Annotated in this window: 16 protein-coding genes and 2 pseudogenes; 14 read left to right on the top strand and 4 right to left on the bottom strand. The window is 70.5% G+C overall.

The features are described 5' to 3' along the window. The first annotated feature begins 202 nt into the window (after window positions 1-202). A complete protein-coding gene (locus OG729_RS02720; RefSeq protein ID WP_405804026.1) occupies window positions 203-2092 on the top strand; it encodes a sulfatase in 1890 nt (629 codons plus the stop codon). A 95-nt stretch (window positions 2093-2187) separates the two neighbouring features. Here OG729_RS02720 and OG729_RS02725 read toward each other — a convergent pair whose 3' ends face one another. Further along, the gene (locus tag OG729_RS02725) at window positions 2188-2517 is read right to left on the bottom strand and encodes a hypothetical protein (RefSeq protein WP_405804027.1); all 330 of its coding nucleotides are present in this window, start codon (window positions 2515-2517) and stop codon (window positions 2188-2190) included. Window positions 2518-2602: 85 nt separating this feature from the next. Here OG729_RS02725 and OG729_RS02730 point away from each other — a divergent pair, with 85 nt between their 5' ends. After that, window positions 2603-3391 carry an oxidoreductase gene (locus OG729_RS02730; RefSeq protein ID WP_405804029.1) on the top strand — a complete coding sequence of 263 codons (789 nt, stop codon included), beginning with the start codon at window positions 2603-2605 and terminating at the stop codon, window positions 3389-3391. Window positions 3392-3435: 44 nt separating this feature from the next. Here the strand turns inward: OG729_RS02730 and OG729_RS02735 are convergent, their stop codons facing one another. Continuing rightward, entirely contained in the window at window positions 3436-4419 is a 984-nt protein-coding gene (locus tag OG729_RS02735) for an ArsR/SmtB family transcription factor (RefSeq protein WP_405804030.1), read from the bottom strand. A 256-nt stretch (window positions 4420-4675) separates the two neighbouring features. On the opposite strand from OG729_RS02735, the gene OG729_RS02740 reads away from it, so the two are divergent. The 4 genes from OG729_RS02740 (at window position 4676) to OG729_RS02755 (ending at window position 8973) form a co-directional block, all read left to right on the top strand. Then, the gene (locus OG729_RS02740) at window positions 4676-5887 is read left to right on the top strand and encodes an alpha/beta hydrolase family protein (protein WP_405804032.1); all 1212 of its coding nucleotides are present in this window, start codon (window positions 4676-4678) and stop codon (window positions 5885-5887) included. A gap of 73 nt (window positions 5888-5960) precedes the next feature. Then, entirely contained in the window at window positions 5961-6944 is a 984-nt protein-coding gene (locus OG729_RS02745) for a phosphotransferase family protein (protein WP_405804033.1), read from the top strand. A 150-nt stretch (window positions 6945-7094) separates the two neighbouring features. Then, window positions 7095-8039, top strand: a complete 945-nt coding sequence (locus tag OG729_RS02750; RefSeq protein ID WP_405804034.1) for a DUF5996 family protein — start codon at window positions 7095-7097, stop codon at window positions 8037-8039. A 115-nt stretch (window positions 8040-8154) separates the two neighbouring features. After that, on the top strand, window positions 8155-8973 hold the full coding sequence (locus OG729_RS02755; RefSeq protein ID WP_405804036.1) for a rhomboid family intramembrane serine protease: 819 nt from the start codon (window positions 8155-8157) through the stop codon (window positions 8971-8973). A gap of 49 nt (window positions 8974-9022) precedes the next feature. On the opposite strand, the gene OG729_RS02760 is transcribed toward OG729_RS02755, so the two are convergent. Further along, window positions 9023-9382, bottom strand: a complete 360-nt coding sequence (locus OG729_RS02760; RefSeq protein ID WP_360864723.1) for a UBP-type zinc finger domain-containing protein — start codon at window positions 9380-9382, stop codon at window positions 9023-9025. Window positions 9383-9847: 465 nt separating this feature from the next. Here OG729_RS02760 and OG729_RS02765 point away from each other — a divergent pair, with 465 nt between their 5' ends. The 7 genes and pseudogenes from OG729_RS02765 to OG729_RS02795 all read left to right on the top strand — a co-directional run. Then, on the top strand, window positions 9848-10990 hold the full coding sequence (locus OG729_RS02765) for a hypothetical protein (RefSeq protein WP_405804038.1): 1143 nt from the start codon (window positions 9848-9850) through the stop codon (window positions 10988-10990). A gap of 70 nt (window positions 10991-11060) precedes the next feature. Then, on the top strand, window positions 11061-12647 hold the full coding sequence (locus OG729_RS02770; RefSeq protein ID WP_405804039.1) for a hypothetical protein: 1587 nt from the start codon (window positions 11061-11063) through the stop codon (window positions 12645-12647). Continuing rightward, window positions 12644-13948: a hypothetical protein gene (locus OG729_RS02775; protein ID WP_360864730.1), complete on the top strand. Its 1305-nt coding sequence runs from the start codon at window positions 12644-12646 to the stop codon at window positions 13946-13948. The genes OG729_RS02770 and OG729_RS02775 overlap by 4 nt, the downstream gene beginning before the upstream one ends. After that, the gene (locus OG729_RS02780) at window positions 13945-16026 is read left to right on the top strand and encodes a vWA domain-containing protein (RefSeq protein ID WP_405804041.1); all 2082 of its coding nucleotides are present in this window, start codon (window positions 13945-13947) and stop codon (window positions 16024-16026) included. The genes OG729_RS02775 and OG729_RS02780 overlap by 4 nt, the downstream gene beginning before the upstream one ends. After that, the gene (locus OG729_RS02785; RefSeq protein ID WP_405804043.1) at window positions 16023-17852 is read left to right on the top strand and encodes a serine/threonine protein kinase; all 1830 of its coding nucleotides are present in this window, start codon (window positions 16023-16025) and stop codon (window positions 17850-17852) included. Before OG729_RS02780 ends, OG729_RS02785 begins: the two co-directional genes overlap by 4 nt. Window positions 17853-17955: 103 nt before the next feature. Further along, window positions 17956-18183 (top strand): annotated as a pseudogene (locus OG729_RS02790) (monooxygenase); the annotation flags it as partial. A gap of 378 nt (window positions 18184-18561) precedes the next feature. After that, a pseudogene (locus tag OG729_RS02795) lies at window positions 18562-18850 on the top strand (chitinase); the annotation flags it as partial. An 87-nt stretch (window positions 18851-18937) separates the two neighbouring features. On the opposite strand, the gene OG729_RS02800 reads toward OG729_RS02795, so the two are convergent. After that, window positions 18938-19699 (bottom strand): SDR family NAD(P)-dependent oxidoreductase, encoded by a 762-nt coding sequence (locus OG729_RS02800; protein WP_405804045.1) that lies wholly within the window; start codon window positions 19697-19699, stop codon window positions 18938-18940. A 176-nt stretch (window positions 19700-19875) separates the two neighbouring features. Here OG729_RS02800 and OG729_RS02805 point away from each other — a divergent pair, with 176 nt between their 5' ends. Further along, window positions 19876-20451: a TetR/AcrR family transcriptional regulator gene (locus tag OG729_RS02805; protein WP_405804046.1), complete on the top strand. Its 576-nt coding sequence runs from the start codon at window positions 19876-19878 to the stop codon at window positions 20449-20451. The last annotated feature ends 27 nt before the right edge of the window (window positions 20452-20478 follow it).

The raw sequence follows: 20478 nt of genomic DNA on the forward strand, positions 1-20478 counted from the left end.
CGCACCGCCGAAGCGAGTGCCCCGCCCACCGGTCCGACCCCGCACCAACCAGGTAACCCGCACGGGCGTACGCTTCCCGCGCGGGCGACCCAGGTGATTGAACGGAAGCCGCCGGCAGGCCGTACAGATGAGGGCGGCCCCGGCCTCCCGAGCCTGGTCCGCCGTGTCACCAACGGGCTTCGCACGGAAGGACCTTCGGGTTGTGCTTTTCACGCGCTCGCGTCAGCTGCCGGACAAGGACAAGGCACCCACGGAGGACTGTCTGACTTCGGACGGCTCCCCGGATCGCATACCGGGTGACACCGCCGCGGATCAGGACGCCGCCGCAAGTGACGGCACGGCCGTCCACGAGGAAGCCACCGCAGGTGACGCCGACAGTGAGGGCCCGGACGAGAGAGCCCCAGGCGGCGGCTGGCGGGACAAGCACCCGGCCGCGGCGTTGGCCGCGGCGCGGCTGACCACTGCTCTGGCTGCAGTACTCGTGCTCTTCGCCCTCCTCCTGCCGAACCAGCTCACCCACTTCAAGCCCGGCGCCTTCGCGCGCATCCCCGTGGAGGGGATACTCGGCGCCGCCGTGCTGCTCGTCCTGCCGCCGAAGCCGAGGCGGTTGGCGGCGGTGCTCGGCGGGGTGGGCCTCGGCCTGCTGACCATCCTGAACTTCCTGGACATTGGCTTCTACTCGGTTCTCGACCGGCCGTTCGACCTGGTCCTCGACTGGATTCTGTTCGACGACGCCGAGGCGTTCCTCAGGGACTCGGTCGGCCAGGCCGGCGCGATCGGTGCCGTGATCGGGGTCGTGGCCCTCGTCGTCGCCCTGCTCGTCCTCATGACGCTGGCGGTCGTCCGACTGAGCCACCTCATAGTCCGGCACCGCACCATAACGACCCGTACCACCCTGGTGCTCGGGACCGTCTGGATCACCTTCGCGGCGCTCGGCGTGCAGATCTCCGGCGCACCGGTCGCCTCCAGGAACACGGCCCAGTTCGTCCAGGACCGTGCGCACCAGGTCCGTGCGAGCCTGCAGGACAAGGAGTCTTTCCCGAAGGAGATCGCCACCGACGCCTTCCGTGACACCCCGCCCGACCAGTTGCTCACCGGGCTGCGCGGCAAGGACGTCATCTTCGCCTTCATTGAGAGCTACGGCCGCAGTGCGGTCCAGGACCCGAGGATGGCGCCGCAGGTCGGCGCGGTGCTCGCGGACGAGACCAGCCGACTGCGCGCGGCCGGGTTCTCCTCCCGGAGCGCCTTCCTCACCTCACCGACTTTCGGCGGCGGCAGCTGGCTGGCCCACTCCACCTTCATGTCAGGCCTGTGGATCAAGAACCAGCAGCGCTACCGCACCGCCACCTCGAGCGACCGTCTGACCCTCACCGGCGCCTTCAAGCGTGCCAACGCCTGGCGAACGGTCGGCATCATGCCGGGCGTCACCCGGGCCTGGCCGGAGGGGCAGTTCTACGGCCTGGACAACATCTACGACTCCCGGCAGCTCGGCTACAAGGGCCCGAGGTTCAGCTGGGCGCCCGTACCCGACCAGTACAGCCTGTTGACCTTCGAACGCCTGGAGCACGGCAAGCCGGGCCCCAAGCCGTTGATGAGCGAGATCATCCTCGTCTCCAGCCACAATCCCTGGGCACCCCTCCCCAAGATGATCGGCTGGGACAAGGTCGGTGACGGCTCGGTCTACGACGCCATCAGCAAGGAGGGCAAGGACCCCAAGGAGGTGTGGAAGGACCCCAACCAAGTCCGCACCGAGTACCGGCGTTCCATCGAATACTCGGTGACCAGCCTCATCTCCTACGTGGCGAAGTACGGCAATGACAACACCGTGCTCGTCTTCCTCGGCGACCACCAGCCCGCCCCGATCGTCACCGGCGACAACGCCAGCCGGGACGTACCGATCGCGATCGTCGCCCATGACCCGGCCGTGCTGAACCGGATCTCCGGCTGGGGCTGGCAGGAGGGCCTGAAGCCCGGCCCGAATGCTCCGGTCTGGCGGATGGACACCTTCCGCGACCGCTTCCTGACCGCCTACGGCCCGAAGCCCGGCCCCAAGCTGGCCCCGTCTCCGTCCCCGTCCCGGTCAAGGCGGTGACCGCCCGCCTTCGATGCCTCTCCTGACTCGACCTCCCGTAGGTCAGCCGTCAGCGGCTTGAGGTCCGGGCGGAACCCTGTCGGATCAGCCCGGACCTAGGCAGCCGGGCGCCGGTGCCCGCCTGCCAGCGCCGCACAGGCGACCGCCGCGACCACCCCGGCGGCCAGGAAGCCCCGGCTGGACCGCCAGGACAGTACGGACCACCGCGACTGGGCGGACAGCACCGAGCCGGTGCTCAGCCAGGAGCCGGCCGAGATCAGCGAGAGGGCAGAGCCGATCGAGCCGACCGACAGGACGGAGCCGACCGAGCCGACGGACAGAACGGATCCGACCGACCCGATGGAGAGCACCGAGCCCTGCGAGCCGATCGACAGCACAGAGTCCTGGGACCAGAGTGACAGCGGTGAGTCAGCGTGCTTGGACATGCGCCGATCCTAAGATGCGGCGCCCTGCCTTTGCTGCGATCGTGCCAGTGGGGATTGCGCACTCCCGCTTCCGAAGGAGTCCCCGATGGACCTTCACCTGTCGGGCAAGGTGGCCGTCGTGACGGGGGCGAGCAGGGGGATCGGCCTCGCCGTGACCCAGGCGCTGGCCGCCGAGGGGGCGAGGGTGGTCGCTGCCGCCCGCAGCACCACGGACGCTGTGGCGGAACTCGCCGAGCACGCCGAGGTGCAACCGGTGGCGGTGGACCTCAGCACCGCGGATGGTCCCGCCCGCCTGGTCGAGGAGGCCGTCTCCCGGTTCGGCGGCCTGGACGTCCTGGTGAACAACGTCGGCGCGGTCCGGCCCCGCCTGGGCGGCTTCGGCTCCGTCACCGACGAGGACTGGACCTGGGCGCTGACGGTCAACTTCCTGGCGGCGGTCCGCACCACCAGGGCGGCGCTGCCGCATCTGGTCGAGCGCGGGGCGGGCTCGATCGTGACGGTCAGCTCCGTCAACGCATTCCTGCCGGATCCGGCCGTCATCGACTACAGCGCGGCCAAAGCTGCGCTGACCAACTTCTGCAAGTCACTCTCCAAGGAGGTCGGCCCTCAGGGCGTGCGGGTCAACACTGTCAGTCCGGGGCCGGTCGCCACTGCGCTCTGGCTCGGCGACGACGGTGTCGCCGCCACCGTGGCGAAGGCCGCCGGCAGTCGGCCGGAGGAGATCGCCCGAGGCGCGGCCGCCCAGTCGGTGACCGGGCGCTTCACCCGGCCCGAGGAGGTCGCCGACCTCGTCGTGCTGCTGGCGAGCAGCCGCACGGGGAATGTCACCGGTGCCGACTTCGTCATCGACGGCGGGCTCATCACCACGCTCTGACCGGCCCCCGGGGCGCCGGCTCGCTGCCCAAGGCCCGCCGGAAGTCAGCCGTTCACGCTCCGCCTTCCACTGCGTCGCTGAACCAGCAGGCTCCCCAGAGCAGTGCGCCGGTGCAGGACCGCCCGTCCAGCGCGGACCGTGGTGATCAGGCCCGCGCCGCGCAGCGCGGCGGTGTGGGTGGAGGCGGTGGCGTTGCTGACGCGCAGCCGTCGCGCGAGCTCGCTGGTGGTGTGCTCGTCCGCGAGCAGCAGCAGTATGTCGACGCGGGTTCGCCCGAGGACCGCGGCCAGCGCGTCTGTGCCGCCCGCCCCGGTCGGAGCGAGCGGCAGGCCCGTGCCGGCCGGGTAGGTAAGGAACAGGGGGCGGTCGGGCAGGTCGGCGATGAGGGGATGGCCGGTCCAGTGGAAGGTGGGCTGGAGCACCACGCCGCGACCGTTCAGCTTGATGTCCCGTTCCTCGGGGCCTTCGAACTCCCAGACGCCCTCGTGCAGCCGCGTGCCAGGGACAAGGTCGGCGAGTGCGGCGCCGATGCCGTACTCAGCCACGGCCAGGGCATGGCGGGTGAACTCCGTCTGGTGCAGGTCCTGCACCAAGGGCCACACGGGGCGCAGTACTGTCTCGAAGGCCGCATGCTGTGCCCGGCGCAGGAGCTGCCAGGCATCGGCATCGCCCCGGTGCAGATCGCGGATCCACAGTGGAGCCGGGGAGGGGTGCTTGGCGTACACACGCTCGATTTCGGAGCGGACCAGTTCCGGGCGTGAGGCACGGACGGTGTCCAGTCCCTCCTTCAGAGTGTCGCTGAACACGTCGATGAATTTCGGGGCTTCGCCCGCCGGAACCAGGTCCCCCAGCGGCTCGACGGCGGCCGGCAAGGAATGCAGCAACCGGCGTCTCCAGCGACCGAGGAGCAACTCGTCGTCGGGGCGGCACATCCTCATGAGAGCCACGTTCAGCTCCAGCAACGGGGCCGGCCGGGACGCGAACCGGACCCGCGCGAAGTCGCCGGCCGTGAAATGGATCCGGATCACTACTCCCCCTGGTGGCACTGCGCCATCGTTTAGGGCAGTGCCTAAACCCTCGCCTGCACTCCCCGCTGGGCGCCAGCATTTCAGTCACGCCCCGTCATTCATTCAGGGGGCCGCCGAAAGGCGCAAGGACTGAAGTCACAGCGGAATAAGGGGAGTCATGATTCGTAGGACGTTCGGCGAGGGTGAGCGGGTAGGCCGAACCGGGGGGCTCGAGCGAGGACTTGATGTCGCTCCCAGCGGTGAGGGTGTCGCCGGAGTGGACCGGCGGACCGTCACCAAGTCAGCCGTACTGGCCGCCGCGTTGCTGGTCGCGGGCGGCGGGCAGGTCGCGCAGGCACAGGCCGCGGACGACGTCACCCTGCGGTTGCCGGGGCCGACCGGCCCGCACCGGATCGGGGTCACCACCCTCTATCTGGTGGATCGCTCCAGGCGCGACCCGTGGAAGCCCACGATCCCCGTTCGGGAAGTGATGGTCACGGTCTTCTATCCGACCCGCACCGTCCGCGGCTACCCGGTCGCACCACAAATGACCGAGGCCGCCGCGGAGTTGTTCAAGCAGATCGATGTCCCCGTGCACCACTTGCCGACGTCGGGTGTGAACTGGGCAGCCACCAGGGCCCATTCGCACATGGGCGCGCCCGCGCAGGCCGTGCGGCGACCGGTGCTGCTGTACAGCCCGGGCGGCGGCGACCCGCGCACCATGGGCACCGGGCTCGCCGAAGAGCTCGCCGGCCAGGGCTACGTGGTGGTGACCATCGATCACCCGGGGGACGCCGGCGAGGTGGAGTTTCCCGGCACGACGGCATACAGGGACGAGGTTCTCCGCGAGACCGTTTTCAGGAGCGACCCCCGGGCGGATCCGGAGCTCTTCCGTACCGCGATCGACACCCGGATCGCGGACACCCGGTTTGTGCTGGACCAGTTGGCAGTCCTGGCAGCCGGGCGGAATCCGGACGCGGAGGGACGCGCATTGCCGGAGCACCTCGGTCGGGCGCTGGATCTGCGGCGAGTGGGCATCTACGGTCACTCGGCCGGCGGCACCACGGCGGCCGAGACGATGTACGAGGACCGCCGTATCGCCGCGGCGATCAACCTGGAAGGCTATCTGGACTACCCGCCGGACGGGCCCGGCCAGGAAGGGAAGCTGTTCCCGGTCGCCCGGTACGGGGTGGACCGGCCGCTGCTCCTGCTGGGAACCGATGGTTTCCCCCACAAGGAGGCGTTGGAGCGTTCCTGGTCGGCCATGCTCGCCCACCCGCAGGGATGCACCCGCCGGCGGCAGCTCAACAACGCCGCGCACTGGGTGTTCACCGACTACGCCGCAATGGCGCCCCAGTTGCAGGCCGCCGGGCTGATGACCGCCGCCAACCGGATCGAGCTGGTCGGCACGATCGGTCCGGACGCATCGGTGCCCGCGGTGCGCAATCACGTGCTGTCGTTCTTCGACCGGCACCTGCCGTCACACTGACCGGCTGAGGGCTGTCCGGCGGGATGACCGGGACCGTCAGCGTTGGTGATCACCGAATCGCTACGCTGCCCGTATGACTAGGGACTCGGGGCCGGATCCTGCCGGAGCGGACAGGGACGATCAAGGCTGGGCGGCCACACGCGCGTGGGTGGAGAAAGGCTTGGCCGAAGGCGAGCGGATAGAGGCTGTCGAGCGACTGCGCGGCGGATGGACCTCGGAAATGCGGCGGTTGCACATCACCGGGCCGGGCGGCAGACGCGATCTGGTCCTGCGGTCTTTCGCCAAGCCATTCTTCCTGAAGCACGCGGAAGGACTGCTCACCCGTGAGGCGGATGTCCTGACCGTTCTCGGTGCCACGGACATACCGACGGCCGAAGTCCAGGCCGTTGACGCAACCGCAGAGCACTGCGATCACCCCTCCTTGCTGATGTCACTGCTGCCCGGCGAGGTGCGACTGCACGAAGACGGGGCCGGGCAGCGCTCCGAACTCTTGGCCCGGCAGCTGGTACGCATCCACCAAGTGGACCTTGCCGCGCCGAACCGGCCACGCTCCTACCAGGCATGGACCTCGCCCGACCGTGTGCAGCTGCCCGAGGCCACGGACCGCCCCGACCTGTGGCACCGCGCGGTGGACGTCATCCGCCGCGATCCCCCGGACTACCGCGGTTGCTTCCTGCACCGGGACTTCCACCCCGGCAACGTGCTCTTCACCGGCCAGGACGACGAACAGAAGGTCAGCGGCGTCGTCGACTGGGTGGAGACCTCATGGGGCCCGGCCGATCTGGACGTGGCTCACTGCTCCACCGCCCTCGCACTTCTCCATGGTCCCCGCACGGGCATGCTCTTCGCCGACCAGTACATCGCCGCGGGCGGCCAACTGACGAGCGCCCCAGCCGCGCATCTCTACTGGCGGGTGCTGGACGCCCTCGCTTTCGCCCCGGACGCCGAAAAGGTCGCCGGTCCCTGGCGGGAGCTTGGCCGCACCGATTTGACCACCGCCACACTCACCCAACGTTTGGAGGACTATCTGCATGCACTCTTCAATCGTTACGGCTGACCTGTCCTCCGGTAGTCACAGCACCATGCTGCCTCGGCTCCGCTGAGCCAGACGGCGCCCCTCTGGGGCCGGCGAGGTGCCGGAGCTGCGAGCCAAGGTCATCATGGAATTGCCCGGCCGGCCGGAACGCCCGACAGAAGGGGGAACGCGATGGAGCTGTTCCCGCCGATGCCGCTCGCCGAGTGGCGGGACACCAAGGAAACGCTGCACCGCTTCGCGCAAGTCGTCGGCAAAATCCGCCTCGCCTCAAGTGCCCGGCGAAATCACTGGTGGAACGTTCCGTTCCACCTGACCGGACGCGGTATCACCACACGTCCGATGGGGCAGATCGACGGTAATCCGGTCTTCACGATCGACTTCGACTTCGTCGACCATCAACTGGTGCTCGCCACCCTGGACGGCAGATCGACGTCCTTCCCGCTCCTGGGCCAATCCGTGGCGTCCTTCCACGACAAAACCTTGGCCGCGCTGGCCTCACTGGGCGTACGGGCGGAGATCCATGTTCCCAGGCCCTACGACCTGCCCGATACCGCCCGGCCGTTCGCCGAGGACACCGAGCATGCGACCTACGATCCCGTACAGGCCAACCGCTACTGGCAGATCCTCAGCCAGGTGGCGTTGGTACTGGAGGAATTCGCAGTCGGCTATTCGGGTAAGGCCAGCCCGGTACACCACTTCTGGCATTCCTTGGACATCGCCCACAGCCGGTTCTCCGAGCGTCACATCGACCAACCGCCACAGGTCGACCCGGTAACCCGGGAGGCTTACTCCCGAGAGCTCGTCAGCTTCGGATTCTGGTTCGGCGACGACACATTGGGCGAGCCGGCTTTCTACTCCTACACCGCCCCGGAGCCGGCGGAACTGACCAGGGAGCCACTCACGCCGGCGTCGGCACACTGGGTTGCGCGCAATGCCGGCCACCTGGCCGTGCTGCCCTATGCCGCGGCCCGCTCCGAGAGCGATCCTCGTGCCGCCGTGCTCGCCTTCTACGAGAGCGCGTACCAGGCCGGAGCGGGACGCGCGGGCTGGGACATCGCCCGGCTGTCCAGTCCCGGCGGGATCACGGACCCGCGACTGTCGTCCCCGCGCGCCTGATGCCGGCTTGAACATCAGCTCGGCAGCGCGACGAGCCGCAGGCTGATACGCCCGGGCGGCTGACATGGCAGCGGCCGGGCCGCTTTCTCCGTGCCGATCGGGGCAGGTTCCGAATGTGGTCATTCCCGTCTATGACTCGAATCCGGTGCGGCGCACCCCCTGGGTCACCTACGCGCTGATCGTGGCCAACGTGGTGGTGTTCCTGCGCACGCCCGTGGCCGTGTCCTCGATCGTGGGCGACAGCAGCCTCGCGCAGCTGTGCCATCTGCAGGCCTTCCTCGAGCACTGGGGCGCCGTCCCGCGGGAGCTGATCCACAACCGGGTGCCGGACCTGGTCCCGACCGGGACCCCGGCGGTGGGTCCTCAGGGGCCGGGTTGCCTGCTTGGACCGCCCCGTTACGACAAGGCGCCTCCGCTGTCCGTGCTGACCTCGATGTTCCTGCACGGCAGCTGGGTGCACCTGCTGGGCAACATGCTGTTCTTGTGGATCTTCGGCGACAACATCGAGGACCGGTTGGGCCGGGTGCGGTACCTGCTCTTCTACCTGTTCTGCGGGTACGTGGCCGGGTACGGCTTCGCGCTGGCCAACCCCGATTCCGCCGACCCCCTGATCGGGGCGTCCGGCGCAATCGCCGGCGTGCTGGGCGCCTACCTGGTCCTCTACCCGCGGGCCCGGATCTGGGGCCTGGTGGCCTTCCTGTTCTTCTTCCCACTGCGGCTCCCCGCCTGGGCGGTGCTGGGACTGTGGTTCGTCCTGCAGGCGTTCTACTCGGCGGGTTACGGCGTCGCGGAGGTCGGCACCGTTGCCTATCTCGCCCATGTGGCCGGTTTCGTGGTCGGGGCGTTGCTGGCGCTTCCGTTGCGGGCCAATACCCCGCCCCCGCCCGAACCGCGGCGGCTGCACAAAGGGCCTCAGGTACCACCGCGTTGGTGAGCTCACGGCCGGTCGCAGCGTCGGGGGTGCTGATCAAGAAGTCGCAGAGTCAGTGGAGGTGCCGCTGCCAGTCCGCGGGGACCTTGCCCCGCGGGCCCGGGGTCGGCTGGGAGGTCGGATGCGAGGTGGGCGGGGGCAGCTCGAGCCCTTCGTAGTACTGCTCGGTCTCGACGTTCCAGAACCAGCTCTCCCCCGGCTCGAAGCTGGTCAGGAAGGGATGTGCCGCCTCGCGTGCATGCCTCGTACCGTGCTGCGAGGGGGAGGAGTCGCAGCATCCGATGTGCCCGCACTCGGCACAACGCCGCAGATGCAACCACCAGCCCGGTCCGTCGCCCGCCAGGCAGTCCACGCAACCTTCGCCGCTCGGAGTCGCGGTCGGATCGATACCTGGGATCTGTTCGTGTGCCATCTGGCATGCCTCCCTGACGAGGCTTGGGCAGGTCGCCCACGGGGGCCTGCTCGGCGCGCTGAGGTCATCGGCCTCCTTGCATCGTAACCGGCCAGGTGGCACGGGGCGCCTTCAAGCGCCCACTACGGCCGGCGGTGGCTTGTGACTGAGCGTAGTCGGTTCTGGGCGCGCTTCCGTGATTGCTGCGCGGGGCTACGGCGACCACGCCGGCTCAGACATTGCATGACGTGCTCACGTCCGCATGATGACCGGCGACTTGGGCCGCGCCTTGCAGAGACCGGCCAAGACGCCCAGGCCGAGCCCACCATTCGGCTAGACTCCCCAACTCAGCAATTTGGCAAGCTCGTTGTGAAAACATCCGCGTTTCGCACTACGACCGTGCCCACAGGCACCGTCGCGTCGGGCCCCGGTGCCGAATGTTTGCCGTGTCCCGGCCAGAGCCACGGCCCGTAGGCGAGGAGTCCCATGCCCGTGAACGCGCCCGGCGCCGTCGTCGATGTGTCCAATGTCTGCTGGTCGGAACAGATCGCCCCGCTCGGTGAACGCGCTCCCCGGCTGGGGCGTCTCGACGTGCTCTGCGAAGCGTGGCGGCGACGCCGGGGGGCGCAGGCGCCGCTGACGCTGATCGCGGACAATTCGCTGCGCTACCAGATCCCGCGCGAGGAACGACCGCGGCTGGACGCCATGGTGCGCGCCGACGAGGTCCGTCTGGCGCCGACCGCCGATCCCGAACTGCTAACTCTCGCCCGGGACTCGGGGCTGCATGTGATCAGCCGGGACCAGTTCCTCGACCTCAGGCGCACCCACCCCTGGATCCCCTCCGCCGCCGTGCGCTTCCTGGCCTGGCGGCAGGGTCCGAACGGCCTGGAGTTCGTGCACAGCGGCGTACGAGAGGTGCCCGAGCAGCGCAAGTCGCGCGCGGAGGAGGAGAAGGAGCTCATTCGCGGCAGTGGCCTCAACGTACGGCAGAAGGCGCACGTCAAGGTTCTTGAGCAGGACTGGCGCTGCACAGCTGCCTCTTGCCTGCATGCCATGCTCTGGCCCGAACGCCTGCTGCTGTGGCCGGACATCGCCCGCCGTGACGGTACGGCGCTCTGCCCGACCTGCGGCTCACGGCTGGAACCGGTCGGGCTCCGGCCTCCGGTCCGAGTGGTGGTGGCGTCGGAGGAGAGCACGGACGGGCAGATCCTGCGCTTTCCGCTGGCCTCGGACGAGTCCGTGCTCATCGGTCGGGGCTCGTTGCCGCACGGCGTGAACCTCGCCGCCGACGGCCTGCCTCATACCGAGGCCACCCGGCGGGTCAGCCGCAGCCATCTGCTGCTGCGGCTGTCCGGCCACGGTGGCCGGGGGCAGGGCGCCCGCCTCGTCGTCACCGAACTCGGCTCCACCAATGGGACAGTGCTGCGGCCCGCGGGCGGGCACGGTCGGACCCGGGCGCTGGTGCCGGGCGAGGAGACGACCCTCGGGCCGGCCGACACGCTGGTGCTCGCGGACGCGGTACGGCTCAGGCTCTCCGGACGTGAGCACTTTCCCGGGGAACGGGTCCTGCCCTCGCCGTCCGGGCCGGTCGCGGCCACAACCGAGTTCGCGGGTGACGGGTCATCATGATCTGTTGAATTGAAGGCATTTGACATGCGAAAACACCCCTCGTCTGATCGGACTCCGATAGCATGACAACGTGCTGTTAAGCCTGACTGTGGTGGGGGCGACACGTCAGTCCTTCACCAAGACGCTGGCCGTGACGGACGCGGATGCCGCAACGGTGGTGGCCTCTGCATGGGTGCCGGCCGCGCCGCCGGGCCTTCCCACGGCCGAGATTTCCGCCGACCCGCGCCGGCCCGGCCTGGTGTACGTGACCCTTGAGGGCCTGTGGCTGGGCACCCCGGCCGCCCGCGACGAGGCGTTCCACTATCTGGGTGCGCTGGTGCGGGCGCTCGCCGACGCCGCACACCGTGCCGGCGGAGCCCTGCACGCCCCGGGCGTGCGGCTGAGCGGCTCGTCACCGCCCGCCGCCGGCGACCCGCACACCCTGTACGTCACCGACCGGGCCGAACAGGAAGTACTGGTCAACCTGTTACGGCGGCACAGCCCCGCGCTCATCGCGCTCTGCGGGCGCGGCGCGATCGGTACGCTGCCCGACCGGGTCGGCTCGCGCTGGCTGGCCGACTCCCGCGAGCACCTCACCACGCGCTACCTCGCCTCCGCCGACCCCCGGCACCTCGACCACGTACGGGCCGACATCCGCCGCCGGGACGGGATCGCCGATCTGACCCGGATGGACATCGCCCCGCTCGCGGAGAGCGCGGACCGTCCGGCCGCCGTACTCGTGCGCTGCCTGGACGCCCAGCTGTCGTTGACCGACCTTCGGGCCCAGGCCCTGCTGCTGGCCGCTCTCGCGCTGTACGCCCGCCGCAAGGTTCGCTCCGGCAACCGGGAGGGCCCCATCCCGCAGGCCACGCTGGAAAAGAACCGGGCCCGCGCCGTCACACAGGGTCTGCGGGCCCAGTTCCTGCAGGAGAGCGGCCGCGGCGCCAAGCCGGCCGATCCGGTGCCGGCCCGTGAAAGCGTACGGCGGCTCCTCGACGAACTGCTGCTGCCTCTGGGCCGGCTGGAGGCCACGGCCGAAGAACTCGCCCCGCTGCTGGTGCCCGTCGAGGGACCCTCGACGGGGCTCCCGCCGACCCGGAGCCAGGACCTCCTCGCTGCCGCCGCGGGCCGAGGCCCGCATGAACTGGCCGCCACGGCCGACCTGTTGCTGCACGACTCCCGCCCGGGCGGGCTGCTCCTGGAGTCGCTGCGTCAGGAGGCGCCGGGCCGGGTGGAACTGCTGCTCGGGTCCTGGACACAACGCCTGGCGCGGGCCGAGTTGCCGCGTCAGTCCGGCTCCGGTGGACGGCGCAGACAGGGCGGTGAGGACCGCGGTGCCAAGCGCCCGCGCGGAGGCGCCGACCGGGGCGCGGGCTCGGGCGGGAGCGGAAAGGGCCAGGGCGGCAGCGGCAAGGGCCGGGGCGGCGGCGCATCCGGCAGGGCGGGCCAGGACCGGCACGGCTCCTCCCGCCGGGAGCGCACCGGGCAGGACCGCGAACGTTCCCGCCCCCGCCAGGAAGGCGCCGGGTCCGGCCGCCAGGGGGAACACGGCGCGCGTGGCGGCTCCGGTGACCGGGGCGGCACCACCGCGCGCCCCGATCCCCAACGAGGCCAGGGCTCCGGCGGCGCGGCCGCCCAGGAACGCCGTACACCGCGCACCGGAGGAAGCGAGTCGTGACCACAGCGCAGGCCGCATCGGTTCCCTTTCCCGACAGCCAGGTGGATGTCGTCCTCGACCTGCGTCAGTGGCCCACACCCACGGACGGCCAGGAAGCCCTGGTGACGCTCTGGCAGCAGTTGGAGCCCGGGCTGTATGCCAAGCCACTGACCGCCGGCGCACTGCACGTGTGGGAGTCCGACGCCGGACGGATCACGGTGGAGATCGTGCGCGTCGATGCGCAGTCGAGGTGGGCCGCCGAGGACACCCGCTTCGCGATCGCCGCCGTACGACAGCAGTCCGCGCTGGTGTACCGGTGTGCGACATGCGACCGCGCGGGCCGCTCGGGATACGGCTCCTTCCGCTGCCGCAGCTGCGGCGACGCGGGACGCCCGGACCGGATGTGCGTGGATCACGCCGTGGTGCTCGACGGGTCACTGCTCCCGTCGTGCCCGGACCACCGGCCCTCGTGCCGGGGCTGCTCCCGGACGGCCGTGTTCTGGTGTGCGGGCCGTGACTGCCGAGCCTCGGTGGCCTGGTGCGAGCAGCACCGCAAGCGCCACCCCCAGGACCCCGACACGGACTACTGTCCCGACTGCTATCGGCGGGCCTTCCCCGTGTGCGAGGAGCCCGGCTGCTCCGCGGTGGGCACCGCGGAGTGCGACTGGCTGGACACCGCCGGGCACACCTGCGGCCGCCCGGCCTGCACCCGGCACGCGCGCCGCTGGCAGGTTTTCGGATACGAACGCGTCGGCATCGGTCTGTGCCGCGCGCACAGCCAGGTGCGCTCCCTGTCCGCCGACGAGATCCTCTGGCAGATCTGCGGCACCGCGGGGCGCCGGCAGGGGCAGCGGATGCCGTCCCTCGCCGCGTTCGGCCACAATCTGCGCAACGCCGGACACCGCGAACTCGCCCTGGACCACCACTCCATCCGCGCTCGCCTCACCGCCCTGCACGCCAGGATGCGCTCCTCGGGGGCGTCGCCCGCGCTGCGGGCGGTGGAACGTGCGGCGGGCGACTGGGACCGTCAGGTCAAGGAGCGGATCGGTACGGCCGAGCAGGGCGAGGTGCTGGTGGCCCGGCTGCGGGCCATCGTCCGCGAGCTGGACTACCGCTTCGGCGCCGAAATCGCGGACGGCCTGACCCTCGCCGAGTACAAACCCGCACGCCCGCCGGCCTCCGGAGGCGACCTGTGGATCCGCGTGCCCGAGCATCTGACGGGGAAGTTCATCGGCCCGCAGGGGTCCCGTATCAAGGAGTACAAGGCGCGCCTCGGGATGGAGATCAAGCTGGAGGACGGCCGCAGGAGGACGTCGCGATGAATGTGCCGATGCCCAGTCCCGACCGTCACCGGCTGCACTCCGTGCCCGCCGGGGGCCCGCTGACCGGCCAGCGGATCGGTGTCTGTCCGGCCGCCCTGCCGGGAGCGGGACCCATGGGGGTGCCCGCCCTGCTCACGGTGGGCTCCGCGACCGCCCAAGTTCCCGCCGCCGTACGTCTGGTACCGCTCGCGGCCGTCCCCGAGGGCGTCATCGCCGTCAACGAGGACCTCGCCCGCCAGCTCGGCCTCGGCGAGGGCACCGAGCAACCCGCCTGGCGGCTGGACGCCGTGCCCGTGGAGCCGGTGAAGTCGCTGACGCTGGAGTCGTCCGTCGAGGCGCCGTTCGACGTACTGGCCCGCGAGCTCTCCGATGCGGGGCTGCCGGGGATGCTGCTGTGGATTCCTCCCCAGGAGAGCGCCGAGCTGTGGCTCGATGTCCAGGGATCGGCCTCGTACCGGGTCAAGGCTCTGGAGGCGGGCGGGCGGCACGGCGTCCTCGTCGAGATCGGCGAGCGCACCGACGTGGAACTGTTCGTGTCCAGCGCCCGCAATGGCGTGGACATCGTCATCCTCGCCGACTGCTCCGGCTCGATGAGCGTCCCGGACGTCCCCGAGATCAGCGAGGGCAGTTCCTACGGCGGTCACTACGGCGCTGCGCGGCGCCCGCGCATGGACGTGCTGCGCAACGCGCTCAGCGATCTGCTGGCGATGCGGCTGGGCATCAGCGGGCGGGTCTCGCGGTTCGCGATGCTGAAGTTCACCCACACCACGGCGCATGTCTTCCCGCGGGCGGGCGGCATGGCCGAGCTCGACGCGGGCTCGGCCGGGCCGGCGGTCGAGGAGTTCCGCAATGCGGTGGCGCTGCTGCGCCCGGAGGACGCCGGCACCGACATCGGAAACGCCCTCCACGAGGCCGCCAACCTCCTTTACCTGCACGGCAAGCCGGGCAACGAGCGGCTGATCGTCCTCGTCAGCGACGGCGCGCACTGGACCCGCCGCGGCAACGACGGGGTCGGCGAGGTGGTGTACGCGGCCAAGGAGCCGGTGAGCCTGATGGAGCATCTGCACCGCAACACAAAGGTGCGGCTGCATGCAGTCGGGATCAGCACGCTGGCGATGTACCGGCGCTGGATCGCCGACGGCAACCGGGGCGGCGAGGTGTTCGAACCCAACCACGAACTGCTGCAGCAGCTCGTCAGGGTGGGCGGTGGCGACGAGGCGGCGATCGGCGGTTTCGACGTCCTCACCCGGTACTTCTCCGGGCTCGGCGCGGGCATGACGCGACGTGTCGTCGTAGGCGCGGCCCGGCACGCACGTCCGGACGCGCAGCTGCCGCCGCACCTCGCCGAGGCGCTGCACCGGCTCGCCGAGCAGCTGCGCGAGAGCGCGGCGCGCGGCACGGCCCGCGACAGCGAGCCCGACGTGCAGCAACTCGGCTTCCGGCTGCTGGAGTCCGCCGGAAACGCCATCCGCGAGTCCCGGCGTGCCCTCGGCACTCCGCTGTTCCGCCACAAGGCCGCGCAGTTCGCGGTGCACAAGGCCGTCTTCACCCTGGAGACGCGGCCGAGTCCGACCTTCGACCGCGACATGGCCTCCTCGTTCACCCCCGCCCGACTGGCCGCCACTCCCCCGGCACTCAACTCCGCCCTGGCCGCCATCGGCACGCTCCTGGATCAGCTGCGCGCCCCGCAGAACGGGCCGAAAGACGCCGGACGCCGTATCGAATGGGTCGGTGAACTCACCGGCGCCCTGGAGGAGTTGGCGGCAGCACTGGCCACCTTGCCGGACGCGCCGGGCCCTGCCACCGCCCCGGAGGGAAGCGGGTCCGCAGCTGCCTCCGTGCCTGTTGCGCCCGAGCCGAACGGGTACGCACACGACGTACCCGCCGACCACGCCACCCGTCCGGAGGGCGCACCGGCCGGTCACGTCCCGCCGCAGAACGGCTACGACCCCACGTACAGCGGCCCGTATCCCCCGGCCGCCCCCGCGGCGGCCGGGTACCCGCCGACGGCCCCGGACCCCGCCGCGCAGCCGCCCACCGGCACGTCGTCCGTGCTGAGATACCGGGGTGAGGAGTGAGCGACCAGTCCCGCTGGGAGCCCGGCTGGCAGTGCGGTCCACCCGAACGCCCTGATGAGTACACCCTGGTCAGCTATCTGCACACAGGCGGCGAGGGCGAGGTCTGGCGCGCGTCGCGTCGGCACCGCGACGGGGACGAAGGCTTCTGCGCCATCAAGATCCTGCAACCACACGCGACCGACGACCATCCGCAGGGACACTCGGCCTGGCGTGAGCGCTGGGCCGACAGCGTCCACCGGGGCGCCGCGCTGGAGATCCCCGGTCTGGCCACGCCGATCCACTACTTCGTCGGCCCCCTGCCGCACCCTGCGCACCGACGCCCGTCCGGCGAACAGATCCCCTATCTGATCTCACCCTGGCTCGACGGCACCCCCGCCGACCTCTGGGCCGCCTCCTCCACGGCCGACGCGGTCGCTCGGGCCGACGTACTGCGCGCGCTGTGCGTGATCGTGGACCGGCTGCACGACCGCGGCTATGTGCACCGGGACATCTCCGGGGGCAATGTCCTGGTCACCGAGGACGGGCAGGTCCGGCTGATCGACATCACCTTCCTCGCCCCGGTGGAAAGGGGTCTGACCCGGGCCCCGTACACCCCCGGTTACGCCCCGGCCGGCGAGGAACGCCAGAGTCTGCGGCCGGATCCCGCGCGGGACCGCTACTCGGTCGGTGCCTTGGCCCGCACACTGCTGCTGCCCACCCTGGCCCGGCTCGGAAGACACGACGACGCGGTGCGAGTGACCCGTCGTCAACTCCTTGCCGACGGTTATCCGGTGGAGGCCGCTGACTGCTTGGTCCGCGCCCTCGACCCGAATCCGGCACAACGCCCCTCCCCGCTGTCGGCATGGGCCGAGGAGTTGCGTACGGCGCTGTCCACCGCCCGGGACGCCCCCCACGGCTGCGTCGACGTCCTGCGGGGCGGCGTCGGCCACCCCCTGGTGGTCACCGGCGGGCCGTCCGGCATCCGCTATCACGGGCTGCCCGGCCTGCAGTCGCACCATCCACCCGTCGCGACCGGCGCTCCTCGCGCCATCCGCGAGATCGCATGCCTCCTCGACCCCTACGGCCAGCCGGCCATTGCCGCGACCGACAGCCAGGGCGTGCTGTGGCTGGGAACGGCGGCCCGGTGGCGTGAGCTCGCCGGGGACGCCAGGGGCGTCGTCACCCTCACCACTGCTGGGGCACCGCCACTGCTCTGGACCGGCCACCCCTCAGGCGTCCTGATGTACCGCTGGTCTGCCGGCACCGAGCCGCAGGCGGTGTCGGCCGCGGCCCCGTCGGCCCCCACCGTGCTGGCGGCCGCCCGCGACCACAAGGGCCGCCCCTGCGTCCTGGTCGGGCTCCCCGACTCCGTGGAACTGTGGACCTGGCCCGAGTCCGGCCCCGGCGGCCCCCACCGCCGCCCGGTCAGCGATGCCCCCGCCCGCCGCGCCGCCCTCGCCCTCAACACCTGGGGCGAACTGGAAGCCGTCCTGCTGCGCCCGGACGGCCGCCGGGAAACCTGGTGCGACCACTTCGCCGACGGCTGGCTCCACATGGAGGAACCAGCCGGGGCCTCGGCGGACACCGCCGACGTCGCCCTGTTCGGCAACCGCCGCCTGAGCGCGCAGGCCGACGCCACGTTCGACGGCCTCACCGTGACCACTTCCGCCCACGACTTCCCCTCCTGGCAGATACCGGGCCCCGCTCTCCGGGTGAGCCTCACCCAGACCTCCGACGGCCGCCTGCTCACCGTGTACCTCACGGACGATGGGCCACGGACGGTATGGGAGGAGTGGACAGGAGTGCAGGGCACGGTGCAGCGGTTGGAAATCATCGGCGGCTCGTGATCCACCGCCCTGGACCGGGATACTGATCATTCCTGGATCGACTCGCTGACCACGAGGGGCGGACACATGACGGACCATGCGCGGGACAAGGACAGTTGGCACGGTCGCGGCGATGAGCGCGGTGGCGCTGCGCGACGTGCTGACCGATCCGCGACGTGCACCGTCGACACGGCGGGTCCAGCGGGCGCTGTTCGAGACCTCGCGCCAGGCCTGGGACATCTCGGCAGGCGCGGACAAGAGCATGCCGGGCGCGGTGGGCAACGCGGCCACCAACCGGGTCGCCGACCGACCGGCCGGCTGGTACCTGAACCGCGTCCAGCCACGCCTGCCGAGCCCCCGATGACGCGGGAGTCCGCCGACGGTCGGCGCGAAAGCACTCCTTCGTCCGACTGAGCTCGCTGTGCAGTGCGTTCGCCGGCAGGGCTCACGAGCCTTCGCGTTCTCAAGCGCCTCAGAAATGGTCCATACCTATTGACCAGATGGTCTAGTCCTCTTAATCTCGGCGTCACCCTCTTCGATCCGGTCCTGGGGTGCGTGCGCACCCCGGTGGCCCAACACCTCCCACTCCCATGCCAGTTGCGCGGCGCTGAACCACCCTTGCCTGGCAGGTGCAGCGAGACCCCCACCAGGAGGATCCACCGTGCCGTCCCCCACCCGTACGAGAGCATCGCTGCTCGCAGTCGGCGCGGCCGCCGCCGCGCTGCTGGCCGGCTCGCCGACCTACGCGATCGCCGGCGATCTGGGGCGCGGCACGACGGTGGTCGAGCCGGGCACCGGCACGAACCCCAACCCTTTGCCCGAGTCCGCCTGCGGACCCGACCGGTCCGGGCAACCCCGGCACCCGCACCGCGCCGGCGTGGAGCGCGACCACCGAGTACAGCAGCCCCACGACCGTGTCCCACAGGTCGCACAACAGGAAGTCGAAGTGGTGGACGAAGGGCGAGGAACCCGGCACCGCTGGTGAATTGGGTGTCTGGCAGGACCTGGGCGCCTGCTGACCCCCACCCCGACAGCCCGGCGGCGCAAACCCGGCCCTTGCCGCCGCCGGGCCCTCGCACCTCGACGGGACGAGCCGGGGTCGTCCCTCACACCTGCGCCATGCCGCCGTCCGCGAAGAGCTCCACGCCGGTGATGAAACTCGAGGCGTCGCTGGAGAGGAACACCGCGGCCCGGCCCATCTCGCGGGGGTCGGCGATTCGCCCGGTCGGGTTGCCCTCCCCCATGGTCTTGACCACGGCGTCGACCTGATCGGCTCCCTGCGCCATCCCGAGCGCACGCCTGAGGGATTCGGTGTCGACCGCTCCGGGACTGAGGACGTTCATCCGGATGCCTGATCCCTTGATGTCCTGGATCCAGGCCCGGATGAAATTGCGGACTGCGGCCTTCGCGCCGCCGTACATGCTCATCCCGCGCGGAGGCTGGATGGACGCCGTCGACCCGATGATGACGACCGTTCCGCCGGACGGCAGCAGCGGCAGCGCCGGCTGCACGGTGAACATGACGCCCTTCGCGTTGACGTTGAAGGTCCGCTCGAACTGCTCCTCCGTGATCGAGCCGAGCGGGGCGTGATCGCCGATGCCGGCATTGGCAACGACTGCGTCGAGTCGGCCGTACCGCGTCTTGACCTCCTGGTACATCAGCTCCATGTCCGCGAGATTCGTGACGTCAGCCACGATTCCCGAACAGTTCGGGCCGATCGTCGCGACCGCATCGTCCAGTTGCGCCTGCTGGAGGTCCGTGATGACGACGCGTGCGCCGTGCTCCGCGAACTCCTGGGCGATACCCAGGCCGACACCCGACGCGCCGCCCGTGACGACGGCGACCTTTCCTTCGAGCGAGAAACTCATCTTCTTCTCCTGTGAGGTTCTTGGTTTCCCGCGCAGTGGCCCGCTGCGGGGGCTTCTCCTTGCGGGTGCGAATGCGGGCAGTGCATGCCCTACAGTGGAAGTGGAGGCGCCGCCACTTCGTAACCATAAGCGGATGCGCCTCCACTTAGCAAACCGGGACGACAGGAGACCCACCGATGGCCAGAGACACAGGGCGCCCGCTGCGGGCCGACGCGCAGCGGAACCGGGACAAGATCCTCTCCGCCGCGGTGCGCATCTTCGCCGAGCAGGGACTCGACGCTCACCTGGAGCGCATCGCCAAGGAAGCCGGCGTGGGCACAGGCACGCTCTACCGGAACTTCCCGACCCGGGAGATCCTGATCGAGGCCGCCTACCGCAACGAGCTGAGCCGGCTGTGCGACGCTACCCCCGACCTCCTGGCCACGATGGAGCCACGGGAGGCGTTGCGCGCCTGGATGGGGCGCTTCATCGACTACGCGACCGCCAAACTGGGCATGGCCGATGCCCTGCGGGCCCTTGTCGAGTCGGGCGTCAACCCCTATGCCCAGAGCCACGAGTTGATGCTGGCCGCCCTGACCTCTCTCCTGGACGCCGGTGTCAGAGCCGGCACCATCCGGTCGGACATCGGCGCAACCGACATGTTCGCCGCTCTCACCGGCATCGCTCTCGCCTCCGGAAAACCCGAACAGCGCGAGCAGGCCGAACGCCTCCTCGACCTCACCCTGGACGGACTGAGCACCGACCGGCACTGACACCGGCAGGTTGTACGGCAGAAGCAG

Origin of the sequence: Streptomyces sp. NBC_00210, from assembly GCF_045160975.1 — a bacterium.
Lineage (GTDB): Bacteria > Actinomycetota > Actinomycetes > Streptomycetales > Streptomycetaceae > Streptomyces.